Below are 13,298 nucleotides of genomic sequence, written 5' to 3' on the forward strand. Positions count from 1 at the left end.
TATTTTGTTACGCTGCCCGCGCAGCCTGCTTGCCCAGATCTTCCCGGATGGTCGGGCCGGCGGCGCGGATCTTTTCGCGCAGCCGCACCGGCACGACGATGCCATTGACGACTTCAGCGTCGATCAGATTGACGTCGACAACCTGATTGTTGGCGTTGGCCTTGGCGCCGATTGCTTCCAGCCTGTCCTCTGCCGCTTGGTCATGGGCGAGGTCGGCATGGTCGACCGTCTCGGCCCAGCCACCATCGGCGTACCAGACGGCGATGCCGTCGGAGAGGCGGTTTGCGGTCAGTATCTTCATGGCTCGACCTCTGCGTCGGCCGCGTTGGCGGCGCTCTCATGACTATGTGCCGCGAGCGGCTCGGAACGTTCAAAGTTGGCGCCGGCAACCGCGTCGCCGATGATGGTCATCACCGGACCGGCCAGATCGGCGCGCGCTTCCAGCGACGGCAAATCGGCCAGCGTGCCGTGGAAACGGCGGCGGTTCTGCAAGCTGGCATTCTCGACCACGGCAACCGCCGTGTCCGGCGACAGGCCGGCCTCGATCAGCCGTCCGGCGACTTCGGCGGCGACCGAACGGCCCATATAGACGGCGACGGTGGCGCCGGAAATGGCGAGCTTGGCCCAATCCGGCAGCGAATTGCCCTTCAGATCATGGCCGGTGGTGAACACCATCGACGAGGAGACGCCGCGCAGCGTCAGCGGCAGCTCGAAATCGGCGGCGGCGGCAAAGGCGGCGGTGACGCCGGGGACGACATCATAGGCGATGCCGGCATCGCGCAGTGCGGCCATCTCCTCGCCGGCGCGGCCGAACACCAGCGGGTCGCCCGACTTCAGCCGCACGACGCGCTTGCCCTGCCTGCCAAGCTCGACCAGCAGCGCATTGATCTCGGCCTGGCTCTTGGTGTGGCATCCCTTGCGTTTTCCGACCGGCAGCCGCTCGGCGTCGCGGCGGCCCATGGCGACGATCGCCTCCGGCACCAACGCGTCATAGACGATGACGTCGGCTTCCATCAAAAGCCGATGCGCGCGCAGCGTCAGAAGATCCTCAGCACCTGGCCCGGCGCCGACCAGGGCGATATGGCCCGAAGCCGGAGCCTTCGACAGCAACAGATCGGCGGCGGCGTCATGCGCCTGCGAAAGCTCGCCGGCTTCGACGGCGCGCGCCGGTGCACCCTGGAAAAAACTGCTCCAGAACTGTCGGCGGGCGTTGCCTTTCGGCAGCAGCTTTTCGGCGGCACCCCGGAACGAGGCGGCAAGCGCTGCCAGTGGCCCGAGCGACGGCGACAGCATGCGGTCGATGCGGCTGCGCAGCATCTGCGCCAGCACCGGACCCGCGCCTTCCGTGCCGATGGCGATGGCGACAGGGGCGCGGTTGACCAGCGCCGGGGTGAAGAAATCGCACAGCTCCGGCCGGTCGACGGCATTGACCGGAATGCCAAGGCGGCGCGCATCGTCGGCGACGCGGCGGTCGAGCCTCTCGTCGCCGCTGGCGGCAAACACCAAGACCGCGCCTTCGAGATGCGCGGCGTCGTAGGGGGCGTCGATACGGATGGCGCCGGTCGCGGCGATGAAGCTCAGCAATTCGGCGTCGGCAACATCGGCAATGATGCGAAGCACAGCACTCGACTGATCAAGTAGCCGCGCCTTGGCCAACGCTTCGACGCCGCCGCCGACTATGGCCACGGCTTCGCCTTCGACCCGCATGAAGACCGGGAACGCGGTGAGCTTGGGATTGGCGTGCGGCATGACGAACAGATTCCGGAACAATTCGGCAGTTTAGGCGCGGACGCGAAAAAGCTGAAGGAACCCACTCGCGCATCCCCTGACGGGAGGCAATCGGTTTTCCGCAAGCCAAAGGGCCAAGAGAAAAATATTCCACATCCGCATATCAGGCGGATTCAAGCTGCTGCCGCAGGCTTTGTTCTGCGGCTCTTTTATCCGGGAGCCGGCCAAGCTGCAAAATTATTTTTTCTAAATTCTACCAATCTAGTAGATTAAAGCCGTCACCTCGGACATTGCTCCGATAGACGATAGATCGGGCTCGATATGGCTGCGTGCGATCTCGGCGAACGAAGTGGAACGTTCCCGCTTCGCCACGCGTTCTGCCCCTGCCGTAACAGACAATCGTCGGCTGGATTTGAACCTTCAAACAGGAGCCCGCAAATGAGCAAGATCAACCTGAAACATGGCCTTCTCGTCATGGTGGCCGATGGCGAGAAAGCGCTGTTCCTGAAGAACGAGGGCGACAATCTCTATCCGAACCTGCAGCTCTTCCAGGAGATGAAACAGGACAATCCGGCAACGCGCGAACAAGGCAGCGACAGTCCCGGCCGCTACAATGACGGCCCCTCCGTGCATCGCAGCGCGGTTGAGGAAACCGACTGGCACCGGCAGGGCAAGGAACGCTTTGCCGAAGAGATCGCGGACCGGCTCTACAAGCTCGCCCATCACGGCATCTTCGACGACATCGTGCTGGTCGCGCCACCGCTGGTGCTCGGCACCATGCGCAAGAAACTGCACAAGGAAGTCACCGACAAGGTGCAGGCGGAGATCCCAAAGACACTGACCAACCGCCCGCTGATCGACATCGAGGCCATGCTGCAGCAGGCAGTCTGACGCTATCTCATAGATCATTCGCGCGCGCAGCGTTTTCGCTGCGCGCGCCTTTCGTTTTTCGGCGCCTCTGGCCACCAATTTACGTCTCGCGGGTTGCGTCGCCCGCACCCCCTCCACCATATTGCAAAGGCGGCGGCTGCGGGCGGCGCACACCCGACATTTCCCGAAAGGCGCTCCATAGACAATGCCGCATGACACGCCCCTTATCGCCACCATCGTCGCCGGTCTGGGGCTGGCATTCATCTTCGGGGCGCTCGCCAACCGTTTTCGCATCCCGCCGCTGGTCGGCTATCTCGTCGCCGGCGTGCTGGTCGGACCGAACACGCCGGGTTTCGTCGCCGATGCCGGCCTTGCCAATGAGTTGGCCGAAATCGGCGTCATCCTGCTCATGTTCGGCGTCGGCCTGCATTTCTCGCTGAAGGACCTTCTCTCCGTCCGCGGCATCGCCGTACCCGGCGCCATCGTCCAGATCGGCTTTGCCACCGCGCTGGGCGCCGGCCTTGCCTGGATGCTCGGCTGGTCGATGGGCGCCGGCCTGGTCTTCGGCCTGGCGCTTTCCGTCGCGTCCACAGTGGTGCTGTTGCGCGCGTTGCAGGAGCGACGGCTGATCGAGACCGAGCGCGGCCGCATCGCCGTCGGCTGGCTGATCGTCGAGGACCTCGCCATGGTGCTGGCGCTGGTGCTTTTGCCGGCGTTGGCCGGCGTGCTCGGCGGCCAGCCGCAGGTCGATGACCATGCGAGCCTTTTGTCGCTGCCGGCCAGCTACGGCATCTGGGGCGTCGTCGGCCTCACGCTCGCCAAGGTCGCCGCCTTCGTCATCGTCATGCTGGTGGTCGGCCGCCGGGTCATTCCGTGGATCCTGCATTACGTCGCCCATACCGGCTCGCGCGAACTGTTCCGGCTGGCGGTGCTGGCGATCGCGCTCGGCGTCGCATTCGGCGCCGCCAAACTGTTCGGCGTCTCGCTGGCGCTCGGTGCCTTCTTCGCCGGCATGATCATGAGCGAATCCGAGCTCAGCCACCGCGCGGCGGAGGAATCACTGCCGCTGCGCGACGCCTTCTCGGTGCTGTTCTTCGTCTCGGTCGGCATGCTGTTCGATCCGTTCAGCCTGATGAGCAATGGCTGGCCGATCCTGGCGACGCTGGCCATCATCGTCATCGGCAAGTCGCTGGCCGCCTTCGTTATCGTCATCGCCTTCCGCTATCCGCTGGGAACCGCCTTGATGATCTCGGCCAGCCTCGCGCAGATCGGCGAATTCTCCTTCATCCTGGCCGAGCTCGGCGTCGGGCTGAAGCTGTTGCCCGAACAGGGACGCGACCTGATCCTGGCAGGCGCCATCCTGTCGATCCTGGTCAATCCGCTGATGTTCCTCGCCCTCGACTGGATGAAGCCATGGCTGGACGCGCGCGCCGCCAAGGCAGCACCACCGGAAGAGGCCAAGCCGGTCGGCCCGGCGACGCAGCCCGGACAAGTGGCCTCGGTGGCCGCCGCGGCAAAAGAGAATGGCCCACCGCCACGCACAACGCTTTCGGGCCACACCATCCTGATCGGCTACGGCCGCGTCGGCAGCCTGGTCGGCGCGGCGCTGAAACAGGCATCGCTGCCCTTCCTGGTCATCGAGGACGCCGACAAGACGCTGGCGAGGCTCAGAGACGACGGCGTCGAAATCGTCTCCGGCAATGCGGCCAATGGGGGCGTGTTTGCCGCCGCCAATCCGCAGGGAGCCAAACGCTTGATCCTTGCCATCCCCAACGCGTTCGAGGCCGGGCAGATCGTGCTCAGGGCACGCGCCGCGAATCCCGGCATCAACGTCATAGCGAGGGCCCATTCCGATGCCGAGGTCGAGCATCTCAAAGGCCTCGGCGCCGACACCGTCATCATGGGCGAACGCGAGATCGCCCGCGGCATCGTGCAAGAAGTGCTGGAGCAAAAGCCGATGCCGCGCCCCGAAGCCATTGAGCCCTCCCCGGCCTGAGCTTGCCACAGGCGCATCGATCATCCAACGAAGGCGGAGCCGCCATTGTGCGCGACGCTGGCGAGATACTTTGCCGGCGGCTTGCCAAGCGCCTTCTTGAACATGGTGATGAAGGCGGTGACGGAGCCATAGCCAAGATCGCCTGAAACCTGCTGCACGCTGGCACCCGAGGCCAGCTCCCTTATGGCGACGATCAGATGCAATTGCTGGCGCCAGCGGCCGAAGCTCAGTCCGGTCTGCTTCACCACAAGACGGGCGAGACTGCTTTCTGAGAGCGCGACGCGACTGGCCCACTCTGCAAGCGTGCTGCGGTCGGCAGGGTCTTGCGCCAACGCATCGGCGATCCGCCGCAAGCGCGGCTCGGCGGAGATCGGCAGATGCAGCTGCTGGACCGGCATGCGCGGCAGTTCGGAGAGCAGGATCGTGGTCAAGAGCCCGTCCCTCGCCTCATCCTCCTCCACGCGATCGGCCAGCTCGACGATCAGTTCACGCAGCAGCGGCGAGATCGACAGCGTGCAGCACCGGTCCGGCAGATCGGCGGCTCCCGGCTCGATATAGACGAAGAAAATCCGCGCATTGGCGGTGGCGATGTTGCTGTGTTCCATACTGCTGGGGATCCACACACCGCAATGCGGCGGCACCATCCACAGACCGCTGGGCACCCGGCATGTGACGCCACCGCCGAGCGCGAAGACGAGCTGGCCCTTGCGGTGCCAATGGGTCGCCACTTCCGCCCTGGTCTCGGTAACCTCGACGCGCACGGCAATCGCAGGTGCCTGCACATCATCGACATCGAAATCGACCAGGCTGGATGAAGCGGCCGACGGGTATCGTCGCGCCGTCGTTGAAGAACATGTCGTCGAACAGCACGCCCGAATCCGGCGTGTCGATGGCGAGCGCATATTGCATCGCCTTCGATGTCAGGCCGATCTTCCAGCCCTTCGGGGTCAGCCCGGAATCGGTCTTGCGTTTCACCAGCGCTGCCTGGACGCGATAGGCATCCTCCATCGTCGCGTCGGGAAAATCGAGGCTGAGCAGACGGATCTGGCCGCGCGAACGCTCGGCTTCGAACAGCCTTGCCGCGGCATCTTCAACTTGCTCGGGGGTCACGATGCTGCCTCGTCGACGACGCCGTTGCGGAGCACGCCGATGCCGTCGGCTTCGACTTCGATCACGTCGCCCGGCTTCAGCCAGATCGGCGGGTCGAAGCGGGCGCCGGCGCCGGTCGGCGTACCGGTGACGATGATATCGCCTGGCACCAGCGTGGTGAAGGTGGAGACATAGGCGATGATCTTGCGGAACGAGAAGATCATCCGGCTGGTGCGGTCCTGCTGGCGCAATTCGCCATTGACGCGGGTGGTCAGCGCGATGTCGGCAATCTGCGCCTCGTCGGTGAACGGCACCAGCCACGGACCGAGCGAGCCGGTGCGGTCGAAATTCTTGCCCTGCGTGACGTTGAACTTGGCGTGCCGTACCCAATCGCGAATGGTGCCTTCGTTGCACAGGGATAGTGCCGCGATATGGTCAAGCGCATCCCTCTCGGCGATGCGTCGTCCACCCTTGCCGATGACGATGACGATCTCGCCCTCATAGTCCAGCTGCGGCGATTCCGGCGGCCGCACCAGCGGCGCGTCGTGGCCGACGAAGGAGCGGGGGAAGCGGATGAACAGCGACGGGTTGGAAGGCGCGGCCTGGCCGTCCTTGTACTCTTCGTTGCGGTCCGGGTAGTTGACGCCAACGCAGATGATCTTTTCCGGCGACGGCACAGGGATTTCATAAGCGATGGCGCCGACTGGAAAATCGACGGCGTAGGCTTCGGCCTCTTCCGCCAGCCGCCGTAGCACGCCGGCCTCGATCACTTCGCGCAGCGTCGGCCACTGGCTGTGCCGCGCCGACAGGTCGACGACGCCCTTATCTGTGACCACGCCATAGCGCGTCTTGCCGCCGACGGTGAAGGTGGCGAGCCGCCCATGTGCAGTCATCCCCGTCTCCGTCAGGTTCGCGTCTGTGGTCACGGTGCGATGATCGGCGACGCCGTCAAATCCGGTTGGCGTGCGGCCGCGCCGGCAAAGGTGCTGCCCTCCTCGAACCAGCTTTTCGGCGCGGGCGCGCCCCACAGCGTCTGGCGCTGCGGGTCCTTGAGGTCCCACTTGATCGGCTCCAGATCCGGATCCACCGTCTGGTAGTCCGAGCAGTAGATCTCGATGCGGTGGTTGTCGGGATCGCGAACATAGAGGAAGAAGGCGTTGGAAATGCCATGCCGGCCGGGGCCGCGCTCGATATTTGCGAGGTAACCCGTCGTCGCCATCAGGTCGAGCAGGTCGATGATGTTGAGCGGTGTCGGCACCCAGAAGGCGACGTGATGCAGGCGCGGACCCACACCGTTGGTGAAGGCGATGTCGTGGACGCCGCCCTTGCGGTGCGTCCAGGCCGCCCACAGCTTTCCGCTACTGGCATCCTCGGTGTATTCGGTGACGCGGAAGCCAAGCTCGTTGTAGAAGGCGACGGACTCGTCGACATTGGGCGAGAAGCAGTTGAAGTGGTCGATGCGCAGCGGCTTCACGCCCTTGTAGAGCGCATATTTCTGATGAATCGGCGGCAGCCTTTCCATTTGGGCAAAGAACTCGACCGGAATGCCGTGCGGGTCGCGGGTGCGGAAGGTGCGCGACTGGTACGGTCGCTCGACCCACTCGACCGGCAGGCCTTTTGCCTTGAAGAAGTGCTCGGCCTTGTCGAGATCCTCATCCGAGAAAACCTTGAAGCCGAGATCGCGTGCTTCGGCGCTGCCGGCCCTCTTCAGCACGATGCAGTGGTGTCCGCGCTCTTCCAGGGCCCTTAGATAGATGGCGTCCGATGTCTCGTCGGTAACCTGCAGGCCGAGCGTGTCGACATAGAAGGCGCGGGATTTCGCAAGGTCGGTGACCGCCAGTTCGACATGGCTGAGGCGCACGATGTTGAAGGCGGGATAGAGGTTTGGTTTGGGCAGTGGCATGCGATGTCCTCCGGTCAGCCGCCGAGTTTCTGGATCGTGTGCGCTGAAGTGGCGAAGGCGATGTTCTTCGTCTCCATGTAGAAATCGAAGGAATGGTCGCCGCCGTCGCGGCCGATGCCGGAATTCTTGACGCCGCCGAACGGCGTCGGCAAATGCCGCACATTCTCCGAATTGACCCAGATCATGCCGGCGTCCAGCGCATCGGTGAAGCGGAAGGCGCGGGTAACATCCGACGTCCAGAGATAGCCGGTCAGGCCGTATTGGGTGTCGTTGGCCAGCGCCAGCGCTTCGGCCTCGTCCTTGAAGGAAATGGCAGTCAGCACCGGCCCGAAAATCTCTTCCTGGGCAATGCGCATCCTGTTGGTGGCGCCGGTAAACAGCGTCGGGCTGACATAGCAGCCACCGCCCGGACCGGCGAACTTGCCGCCGCCGGCGGCTACCACCGCGCCTTCCGATTTGCCGATCTCGATATAGGAAAGCACCTTTTCCTCGTGCACCGGATGGATCAGCGGACCAACCACCGTTTTGGGATCGAGCGGATGGCCAACCTTGATGCGCTTTGCCTTCTCCGCAACCAGATCCGTGAATGTGTCGTAGACCGAGGCTTCGACCAGAAGCCGCGACGATGAGGTGCAGCGTTCGCCGTTGAGCGAGTAGATCATGAACACGGCCGCATCCGCCGCACGTTCGAGATCGGCGTCGGCGAAGACGATCACCGGGTTCTTCCCGCCCAGTTCGAAATGCACGCGCTTCAGCGTATCGGCGCCCTGTTTCATGATCATCGAGCCGGTGCGGCTCTCACCGACAAAACCGATCGCCTTGATGTCAGGGTGCTCGGTCAGCGCCTTGCCGGCGTGCTCGCCGAGGCCGTTGACCAGGTTCCACACGCCTTTCGGCAGGCCGGCCTCCTCGGCGATCTCGACCAGCAGGCGAGCGGTCAGCGGCGAAAATTCGGCCGGCTTGTGGACGACGGTGCAGCCTGCCGCCAGCGCCGGCGCGATCTTCCATGTCGACAGCATGAACGGCGTGTTCCACGGCGTGATGATGCCGACCGGGCCGATCGGCACGCGCGTGGTGATGTTGACCTGGCCTGTCGTGCGCAGCGTCTCGCCGTCGCGCGCTTCCGGCGCGCGGTCGGCGAAGAAGCGGAAATTCTCGGCGCCGCGCAGCGCGGCCTTGGCCATGAATTTCAGCGCCTGGCCGGTGTCCATGCACTCGACGAAGGCGATCTCCTCGGCGCGCGCTTCGATCGCATCGGCTATCTTGTGCAGCAGCTTCTTGCGCCCGTCGCCCGACATGGCGGCCCAGGCCGGGAACGCCGCCTTTGCCGCCTTGGCGGCGCGGTCGATATCGGCGGCGCTGCCACGCGCGACCTTGGCCAGCGGCTTGAGATCGACCGGCGACATGGCCTCGAAGGTCGAGCCATCCACCGCCGGCACCGCTTCGCCGCCGATCTGGTTCAGCACGCCGTCGCGCTTGAAACGGGCCAGATAGGCCTCGGCCTTTTTCAGATTGCCTTCGAGGTCGGACATATCAGCTTCCGTCACTTGCCGCGCAGTCGCGGGTGGATTGCATTTTTCTTCCAGCTCAGGACCGGATCGATTTCCCTGATCTCCAGGGAAAGAGCGAAATGCGGGGTCTCGAACAGGGGGGCGAGGTATTCGCTCACGGCGGAGAAGACCGCCTCCCCGGTTCGTCTCTTGTCCTCGGCACTGCGGCCGGTTCCAATGCGAAACGACATGTCGAGAAAGGCGTTTTCCGGTAAGCTGTCGGCGATCGCATAGGCCTCCGCGCGGAAGGCCCGCACCCGCACCGCGCCGGTTTCAAACAGCCCGGTGCCGAGCACGGTGCGCAACACCAGCGCGCACAATTCGCTCATGTCGACCTTGGCATCGAGGTTGGCCGAATACTCGATGGAAAAGTGAGGCACCGCGTCTCGTTCCCCGGATTGTTCCACTGTTGTAGTTAACGCGTTAATTACATGCAGCATCACTGAAGTCAAGCCTTGCATCCAAGTTGAGGCGACGATACGGGATGGAAAGGTCAGGTTTTGGCGTGCGGTCCCGCCGACCGCCCGCATCATTGGGGACGCTGCTTCTTGCTGCCTGAAAACACCCGTCGTTCTCTGCCGATGGCGCTGCTCCATGCCCGCGAAGTGGTGATGGCGCGGTTTCGCCCTATGCTGGCGGCGCATGACGTGACCGAACAGCAATGGCGTGTGCTGCGCGTTCTGAGCGAGGCCGGCCCTGTCGAGGCGACGGAACTTGCCGATCGCGCTTCGGTGCTGCCGCCCAGCCTGACACGCATCATCAAGACGCTCGAGGGCCGAAAATTCATCACCCGCAACAAGGCGGAAGGCGATGGCCGCCGTGTCGTGCTGACGATCGCCCCGGCGGGTTCCGCCCTGATCGATGCCTTGTCGCCGGAACGCCTCGTCATCTACCGCGACATCGAACAGCGCTTCGGACATGAGAGGCTCGAGCAATTGCTCGATCTGCTGGAGAGCCTGATCGCCGGCGAGAACTGACTGCTCCCGCTCAGCCGCCAAAACTGCCAAGCCGCGTCGGCTGCGTGTAATTGCGGTCGACATAAAGCAGCGCCGAACCGCCGCTGCCGTGCCTGACATCGATGACGCGGCCGATCATGACATTGTGCGTGCCGACGATGTGCACATCCTCGATCTGGCAATCGAAATTGACGATCGCGTCCGACAGCGCCGGCGTCCCCGAGGTCAGCGTTTGCCAGCGCGCCGCCGAATAGCGCGCCTCCATGTCCCTGGTCGCCCCGGCGAACTTGCCGGCCAGGTGCATATGGTCATGCGTCAGCACGTTGACGCAGAAGCGCCGGTTGGCGAGAAACATGGCCGCCTGCGTCGAGCGGCCGTTCATGCACACCAGCAGTGTCGGAGGTTCGTCCGACACACTGCACATGGCGGTGGCGGTGAAGCCGCCGCGCCCGGCCGGGCCATCTGTCGTGACGATGTTGACCGGCGCGCAGACCCTTGCCATGGCGTCGCGGAAATCGGCCTTCGAAATCTGCGTGGCCATCTGACATCACCCCGCCGATGAAGCGAGCGGATTGAGCCAGGTATCTCCCGTCCAGCCATTCTCGTCATAGTCGGCCATGCAGGTATCGACCAGTTCTTCCATGGCCTTCAGCCGGCCGCCGCGTTCGGCGCCCTTCAGCACCTGCAGCCGCACCTCTTCCGGCGCACCGGCATAGTTGAGTTCGTAGAGCGCGTGGCGGCCGCCGAACTCGGTGCCGGTCGCGTCCCACAACAGTTTCATGATCTTGATGCGCTCGACATGGCCCATGTCGTTGGAACCGCGCACATACTGCGCGAGGTATTTGTCGATCTCGGGATTGTTGAAGTCGCGCACCGATGACGGCAGGTAGATCAAGCCGGAGGCGATCACCCGGCGCACCGTGTCGATGACGCGCGGATAGGCTTCCGACATGAAAGTCCGGTAGGCAAGGGCTGCTTCCAGGTTGGGCAGGACAGCGCCATTCGCCCAGGGGATCGGATTGTAGGCCATGGCGTTGGAAAAGCTCCAGAACATGTGCCTGAGCGCGATGACCTCGCCCAGCGCCGCCTGGTTGCCGCGGAAGGCATCGCCGCCGGTGGCGCGCAGCGCCTTTGCCAGCAGGCCGGCGAGGAAGTCGAGCTTGACGGCAAAGCGTGTGCAGCCCTGGAAGCAATAGCCATGCATGAAGCCCGAAGCCGGATGGAAGGACAGGATTTTCTGCGCCTCGCGCAGCACCAGCACGTCCTCCCAGGGGATGAAGACATTGTCGAGCACCAGGATGGCATCGTTCTCGTCGAAGCGCGACGACAACGGATAGTCGAACGGAGCCGCCGCCGTGTTGGCCGTCTGCTCATAGGAGGCGCGGCAGAACATCTTTACCCCCGGCGCATTCATCGGCACGATGAACATGACCGACAGCAACGGATCTTCGGTGACCGTCGCCGAACTCTGCGCCAGGAAATTGTAGTGGGTCAGCGCCGAGGACGTCGCCACCACCTTGGCGCCGGAGACATAGATGCCGGCGTCGGTCTCCTTGGTGATGTGGACGAAGACATCCTTCACCTGTTCGGCCGGCTTGTGGCGGTCGATCGGCGGGTTGACGATGGCGTGGTTCATGAACAGCACGGCTTCCTGCGCACGCTTGTGCCAGGCGAGCGCATTGTCCTTGAACGGGCCGTACCAGTCGGCATTGGCGCCGAGCGTGTTCATCAGTGCCGCCTTGTAATCGGGCGTGCGGCCCATCCAGCCATAGGACATGCGTGACCACTCGGCGATCGCGGTCTGCTGGGCCGCGAGTTCGCCGGAGGATTTGGCGACGCGGAAATATTTGTGGGTGTAGCCGCCCGAACCGGTATCGGTAGGCGAGGTCAGCGTGCCCTGCCGCTTGGGATCGTGCAGCGCATCATAGAGGCGCGCCAGCGACCGCGCCGAATTGCGCATCGCCGGATGGGTGGTGACATCGGCGATGCGCTCGCCGTTGATGTAGACCTCGCGGCCGTCGCGCAAGCTCTCCAGATACTCGGCCCCGGTGAACGGGCGCCCATTGTCGGCACGAAAGTCTTCCGATCGCATGATGTTCCTCCACTTATGGCATCAACTCTAGCGCTCCTGGCAAGGATCGGTTAGGACGTAACGGCAAAACCGATTGGACTTTTTCCGGCGCCATGAGCCTCAATTCCATTCCTGATTTCTTTGTCTATGGCGAGCCGGTGCGGCCGCTTGATGTCGGCTTCCTGCATGTCGAGACGGTGCTTGCGCGCAGCAACATTCATCTCGGCCAGGTTGCCGCGCACAAGCATCCGCAAATGGGCCAGATCACCTACTGGACCAGCGGCTCCGGCACCTACCGCATCGAAGACCAATCCTGGGACTTTTCGGCACCGGCCGTCAGCTTCGTGCCGAGCACCATCGTGCATGGCTTCTCGATCGGGCCCGGCACCGACGCCATCGTCGTTTCGGTCGCCGATGATGCGCTTGCGGCAATAGCCGCTCACAGCCTGCTGCCATTGGACCGGCCGGTCTTTGCCGATAGCCTTCCTCAGCACGTCGCGTGGAAAAGGCTGGCGGCGGTGCTGGAGATGATCGCCGCCGAATATGCCGAGGCGCAGGCCGGCAGTGACAAGACCCTGCCGGCGCTGATCGCCGTCGCGCTCTCGCACATCGCGCGCCTTGGTCCCGAGGTGAAGGATGCCACCGGTTCTTCCGATGCTGCATTGGCGCGCGGCTTGCGCCGTCTGGTCGATGCGCATTTCCGCGACAACTGGCCCGTCGACCGCTACGTCGGGGCGCTGGCCACGACACCGCATCTTCTCGACAAGGCCGCCCATACGGTGCTTGGCAGCGGCGTCAAGCGGCTCATGGGCGAGCGACGGTTGCTGGAGGCCAAGCGGTTGCTGCTGTTCACCGTGCGCACCGTCGAGGACATCGCCTACGAAATCGGCTTCGAAGATCCGGCCTATTTCTCACGCTTCTTTCGGGAGCGGGTTGGCCAGGCGCCCGCCGCCTGGCGCCGCGCGCAGCTGGGGCAGAGTTGAAGCTTCCGCGCCGGCCAGGATCAGGCGTTTGGGCCGACACGCCGGCCAGGCACGGCGCCGCCGAGTTGATCCACCTGTTGATAGGTGTTGCCGCGCAGCATCACCCCGCACGGCGCGGCGCATCGAGATTGATGTCGCCGCGAAACTTGCTG

14 protein-coding genes and 1 pseudogene are annotated in these 13,298 nt (G+C 64.2%); 5 read left to right on the forward strand and 10 right to left on the reverse strand.

Annotation, left to right across the window (positions count from 1 at the left end):
- Positions 1-7 precede the first annotated feature (7 nt).
- Both NKJ76_RS23030 and cysG read right to left on the reverse strand, forming a co-directional pair.
- Positions 8-301 carry a DUF2849 domain-containing protein gene (locus NKJ76_RS23030; protein WP_023691980.1) on the reverse strand — a complete coding sequence of 98 codons (294 nt, stop codon included), beginning with the start codon at positions 299-301 and terminating at the stop codon, positions 8-10.
- The gene (gene cysG, locus NKJ76_RS23035; protein ID WP_352538422.1) at positions 298-1,749 is read right to left on the reverse strand and encodes a siroheme synthase CysG; all 1,452 of its coding nucleotides are present in this window, start codon (positions 1,747-1,749) and stop codon (positions 298-300) included. Before cysG ends, NKJ76_RS23030 begins: the two co-directional genes overlap by 4 nt.
- Between cysG and NKJ76_RS23040 the strand changes: the two genes are divergently transcribed.
- The 3 genes from NKJ76_RS23040 (at position 1,741) to NKJ76_RS23050 (ending at position 4,594) form a co-directional block, all read left to right on the forward strand.
- Entirely contained in the window at positions 1,741-2,001 is a 261-nt protein-coding gene (locus tag NKJ76_RS23040; protein WP_352538423.1) for a hypothetical protein, read from the forward strand. The two genes, cysG and NKJ76_RS23040, sit on opposite strands and share 9 nt — an antisense overlap.
- Before the next feature lie 165 nt (positions 2,002-2,166).
- Positions 2,167-2,619 carry a baeRF12 domain-containing protein gene (locus NKJ76_RS23045; protein ID WP_352538424.1) on the forward strand — a complete coding sequence of 151 codons (453 nt, stop codon included), beginning with the start codon at positions 2,167-2,169 and terminating at the stop codon, positions 2,617-2,619.
- A gap of 184 nt (positions 2,620-2,803) precedes the next feature.
- Positions 2,804-4,594: a cation:proton antiporter domain-containing protein gene (locus NKJ76_RS23050; protein WP_352538425.1), complete on the forward strand. Its 1,791-nt coding sequence runs from the start codon at positions 2,804-2,806 to the stop codon at positions 4,592-4,594.
- Positions 4,595-4,614: 20 nt separating this feature from the next.
- Here the strand turns inward: NKJ76_RS23050 and NKJ76_RS23055 are convergent, their stop codons facing one another.
- From NKJ76_RS23055 to NKJ76_RS23080, 6 genes and pseudogenes are all read right to left on the reverse strand, one after another.
- A complete protein-coding gene (locus NKJ76_RS23055; protein WP_352538426.1) occupies positions 4,615-5,376 on the reverse strand; it encodes an AraC family transcriptional regulator in 762 nt (253 codons plus the stop codon).
- Positions 5,377-5,398: 22 nt separating this feature from the next.
- A pseudogene (locus NKJ76_RS23060) lies at positions 5,399-5,707 on the reverse strand (FAA hydrolase family protein); the annotation flags it as partial.
- Positions 5,701-6,576 carry a fumarylacetoacetate hydrolase family protein gene (locus tag NKJ76_RS23065; protein WP_023735687.1) on the reverse strand — a complete coding sequence of 292 codons (876 nt, stop codon included), beginning with the start codon at positions 6,574-6,576 and terminating at the stop codon, positions 5,701-5,703. The pseudogene NKJ76_RS23060 and the gene NKJ76_RS23065, both read right to left, overlap by 7 nt.
- Positions 6,577-6,605: 29 nt before the next feature.
- Positions 6,606-7,586, reverse strand: a complete 981-nt coding sequence (hpaD, locus tag NKJ76_RS23070) for a 3,4-dihydroxyphenylacetate 2,3-dioxygenase (RefSeq protein ID WP_352538427.1) — start codon at positions 7,584-7,586, stop codon at positions 6,606-6,608.
- 14 nt (positions 7,587-7,600) lie between these two features.
- A complete protein-coding gene (gene hpaE / locus NKJ76_RS23075) occupies positions 7,601-9,118 on the reverse strand; it encodes a 5-carboxymethyl-2-hydroxymuconate semialdehyde dehydrogenase (protein ID WP_352538428.1) in 1,518 nt (505 codons plus the stop codon).
- Between the two features lie 11 nt (positions 9,119-9,129).
- Positions 9,130-9,516: a 5-carboxymethyl-2-hydroxymuconate Delta-isomerase gene (locus tag NKJ76_RS23080; protein ID WP_023695203.1), complete on the reverse strand. Its 387-nt coding sequence runs from the start codon at positions 9,514-9,516 to the stop codon at positions 9,130-9,132.
- Between the two features lie 201 nt (positions 9,517-9,717).
- On the opposite strand from NKJ76_RS23080, the gene hpaR reads away from it, so the two are divergent.
- Positions 9,718-10,113 (forward strand): homoprotocatechuate degradation operon regulator HpaR, encoded by a 396-nt coding sequence (hpaR, locus tag NKJ76_RS23085; protein ID WP_023695202.1) that lies wholly within the window; start codon positions 9,718-9,720, stop codon positions 10,111-10,113.
- Positions 10,114-10,123: 10 nt separating this feature from the next.
- Here hpaR and NKJ76_RS23090 read toward each other — a convergent pair whose 3' ends face one another.
- On the reverse strand, positions 10,124-10,633 hold the full coding sequence (locus NKJ76_RS23090) for a flavin reductase (protein ID WP_023699848.1): 510 nt from the start codon (positions 10,631-10,633) through the stop codon (positions 10,124-10,126).
- A gap of 6 nt (positions 10,634-10,639) precedes the next feature.
- On the reverse strand, positions 10,640-12,184 hold the full coding sequence (locus tag NKJ76_RS23095) for a 4-hydroxyphenylacetate 3-hydroxylase N-terminal domain-containing protein (protein WP_023699849.1): 1,545 nt from the start codon (positions 12,182-12,184) through the stop codon (positions 10,640-10,642).
- Positions 12,185-12,276: 92 nt separating this feature from the next.
- Between NKJ76_RS23095 and NKJ76_RS23100 the strand changes: the two genes are divergently transcribed.
- Positions 12,277-13,146 carry a helix-turn-helix domain-containing protein gene (locus tag NKJ76_RS23100; protein ID WP_023699850.1) on the forward strand — a complete coding sequence of 290 codons (870 nt, stop codon included), beginning with the start codon at positions 12,277-12,279 and terminating at the stop codon, positions 13,144-13,146.
- The last annotated feature ends 152 nt before the right edge of the window (positions 13,147-13,298 follow it).

It is taken from the genome of Mesorhizobium sp. M0029, from assembly GCF_040323735.1.
GTDB lineage: Bacteria > Pseudomonadota > Alphaproteobacteria > Rhizobiales > Rhizobiaceae > Mesorhizobium.

Excerpts from the sequence above, each read along its gene's own strand:
- NKJ76_RS23030 (WP_023691980.1), bottom strand. The coding sequence starts at position 301 with ATGAAGATACTGACCGCAAACCGCCTCTCCGACGGCATCGCCGTCTGG.
- NKJ76_RS23065 (WP_023735687.1), bottom strand. The coding sequence starts at position 6,576 with ATGACTGCACATGGGCGGCTCGCCACCTTCACCGTCGGCGGCAAGACG.
- NKJ76_RS23090 (WP_023699848.1), bottom strand. The coding sequence starts at position 10,633 with ATGGCCACGCAGATTTCGAAGGCCGATTTCCGCGACGCCATGGCAAGG.
- NKJ76_RS23100 (WP_023699850.1), top strand. The coding sequence starts at position 12,277 with ATGAGCCTCAATTCCATTCCTGATTTCTTTGTCTATGGCGAGCCGGTG.
- NKJ76_RS23045 (WP_352538424.1), top strand. The coding sequence starts at position 2,167 with ATGAGCAAGATCAACCTGAAACATGGCCTTCTCGTCATGGTGGCCGAT.
- hpaD (WP_352538427.1), bottom strand. The coding sequence starts at position 7,586 with ATGCCACTGCCCAAACCAAACCTCTATCCCGCCTTCAACATCGTGCGC.
- hpaE (WP_352538428.1), bottom strand. The coding sequence starts at position 9,118 with ATGTCCGACCTCGAAGGCAATCTGAAAAAGGCCGAGGCCTATCTGGCC.
- cysG (WP_352538422.1), bottom strand. The coding sequence starts at position 1,749 with ATGCCGCACGCCAATCCCAAGCTCACCGCGTTCCCGGTCTTCATGCGG.
- NKJ76_RS23095 (WP_023699849.1), bottom strand. The coding sequence starts at position 12,184 with ATGCGATCGGAAGACTTTCGTGCCGACAATGGGCGCCCGTTCACCGGG.
- hpaR (WP_023695202.1), top strand. The coding sequence starts at position 9,718 with ATGGCGCTGCTCCATGCCCGCGAAGTGGTGATGGCGCGGTTTCGCCCT.
- NKJ76_RS23050 (WP_352538425.1), top strand. The coding sequence starts at position 2,804 with ATGCCGCATGACACGCCCCTTATCGCCACCATCGTCGCCGGTCTGGGG.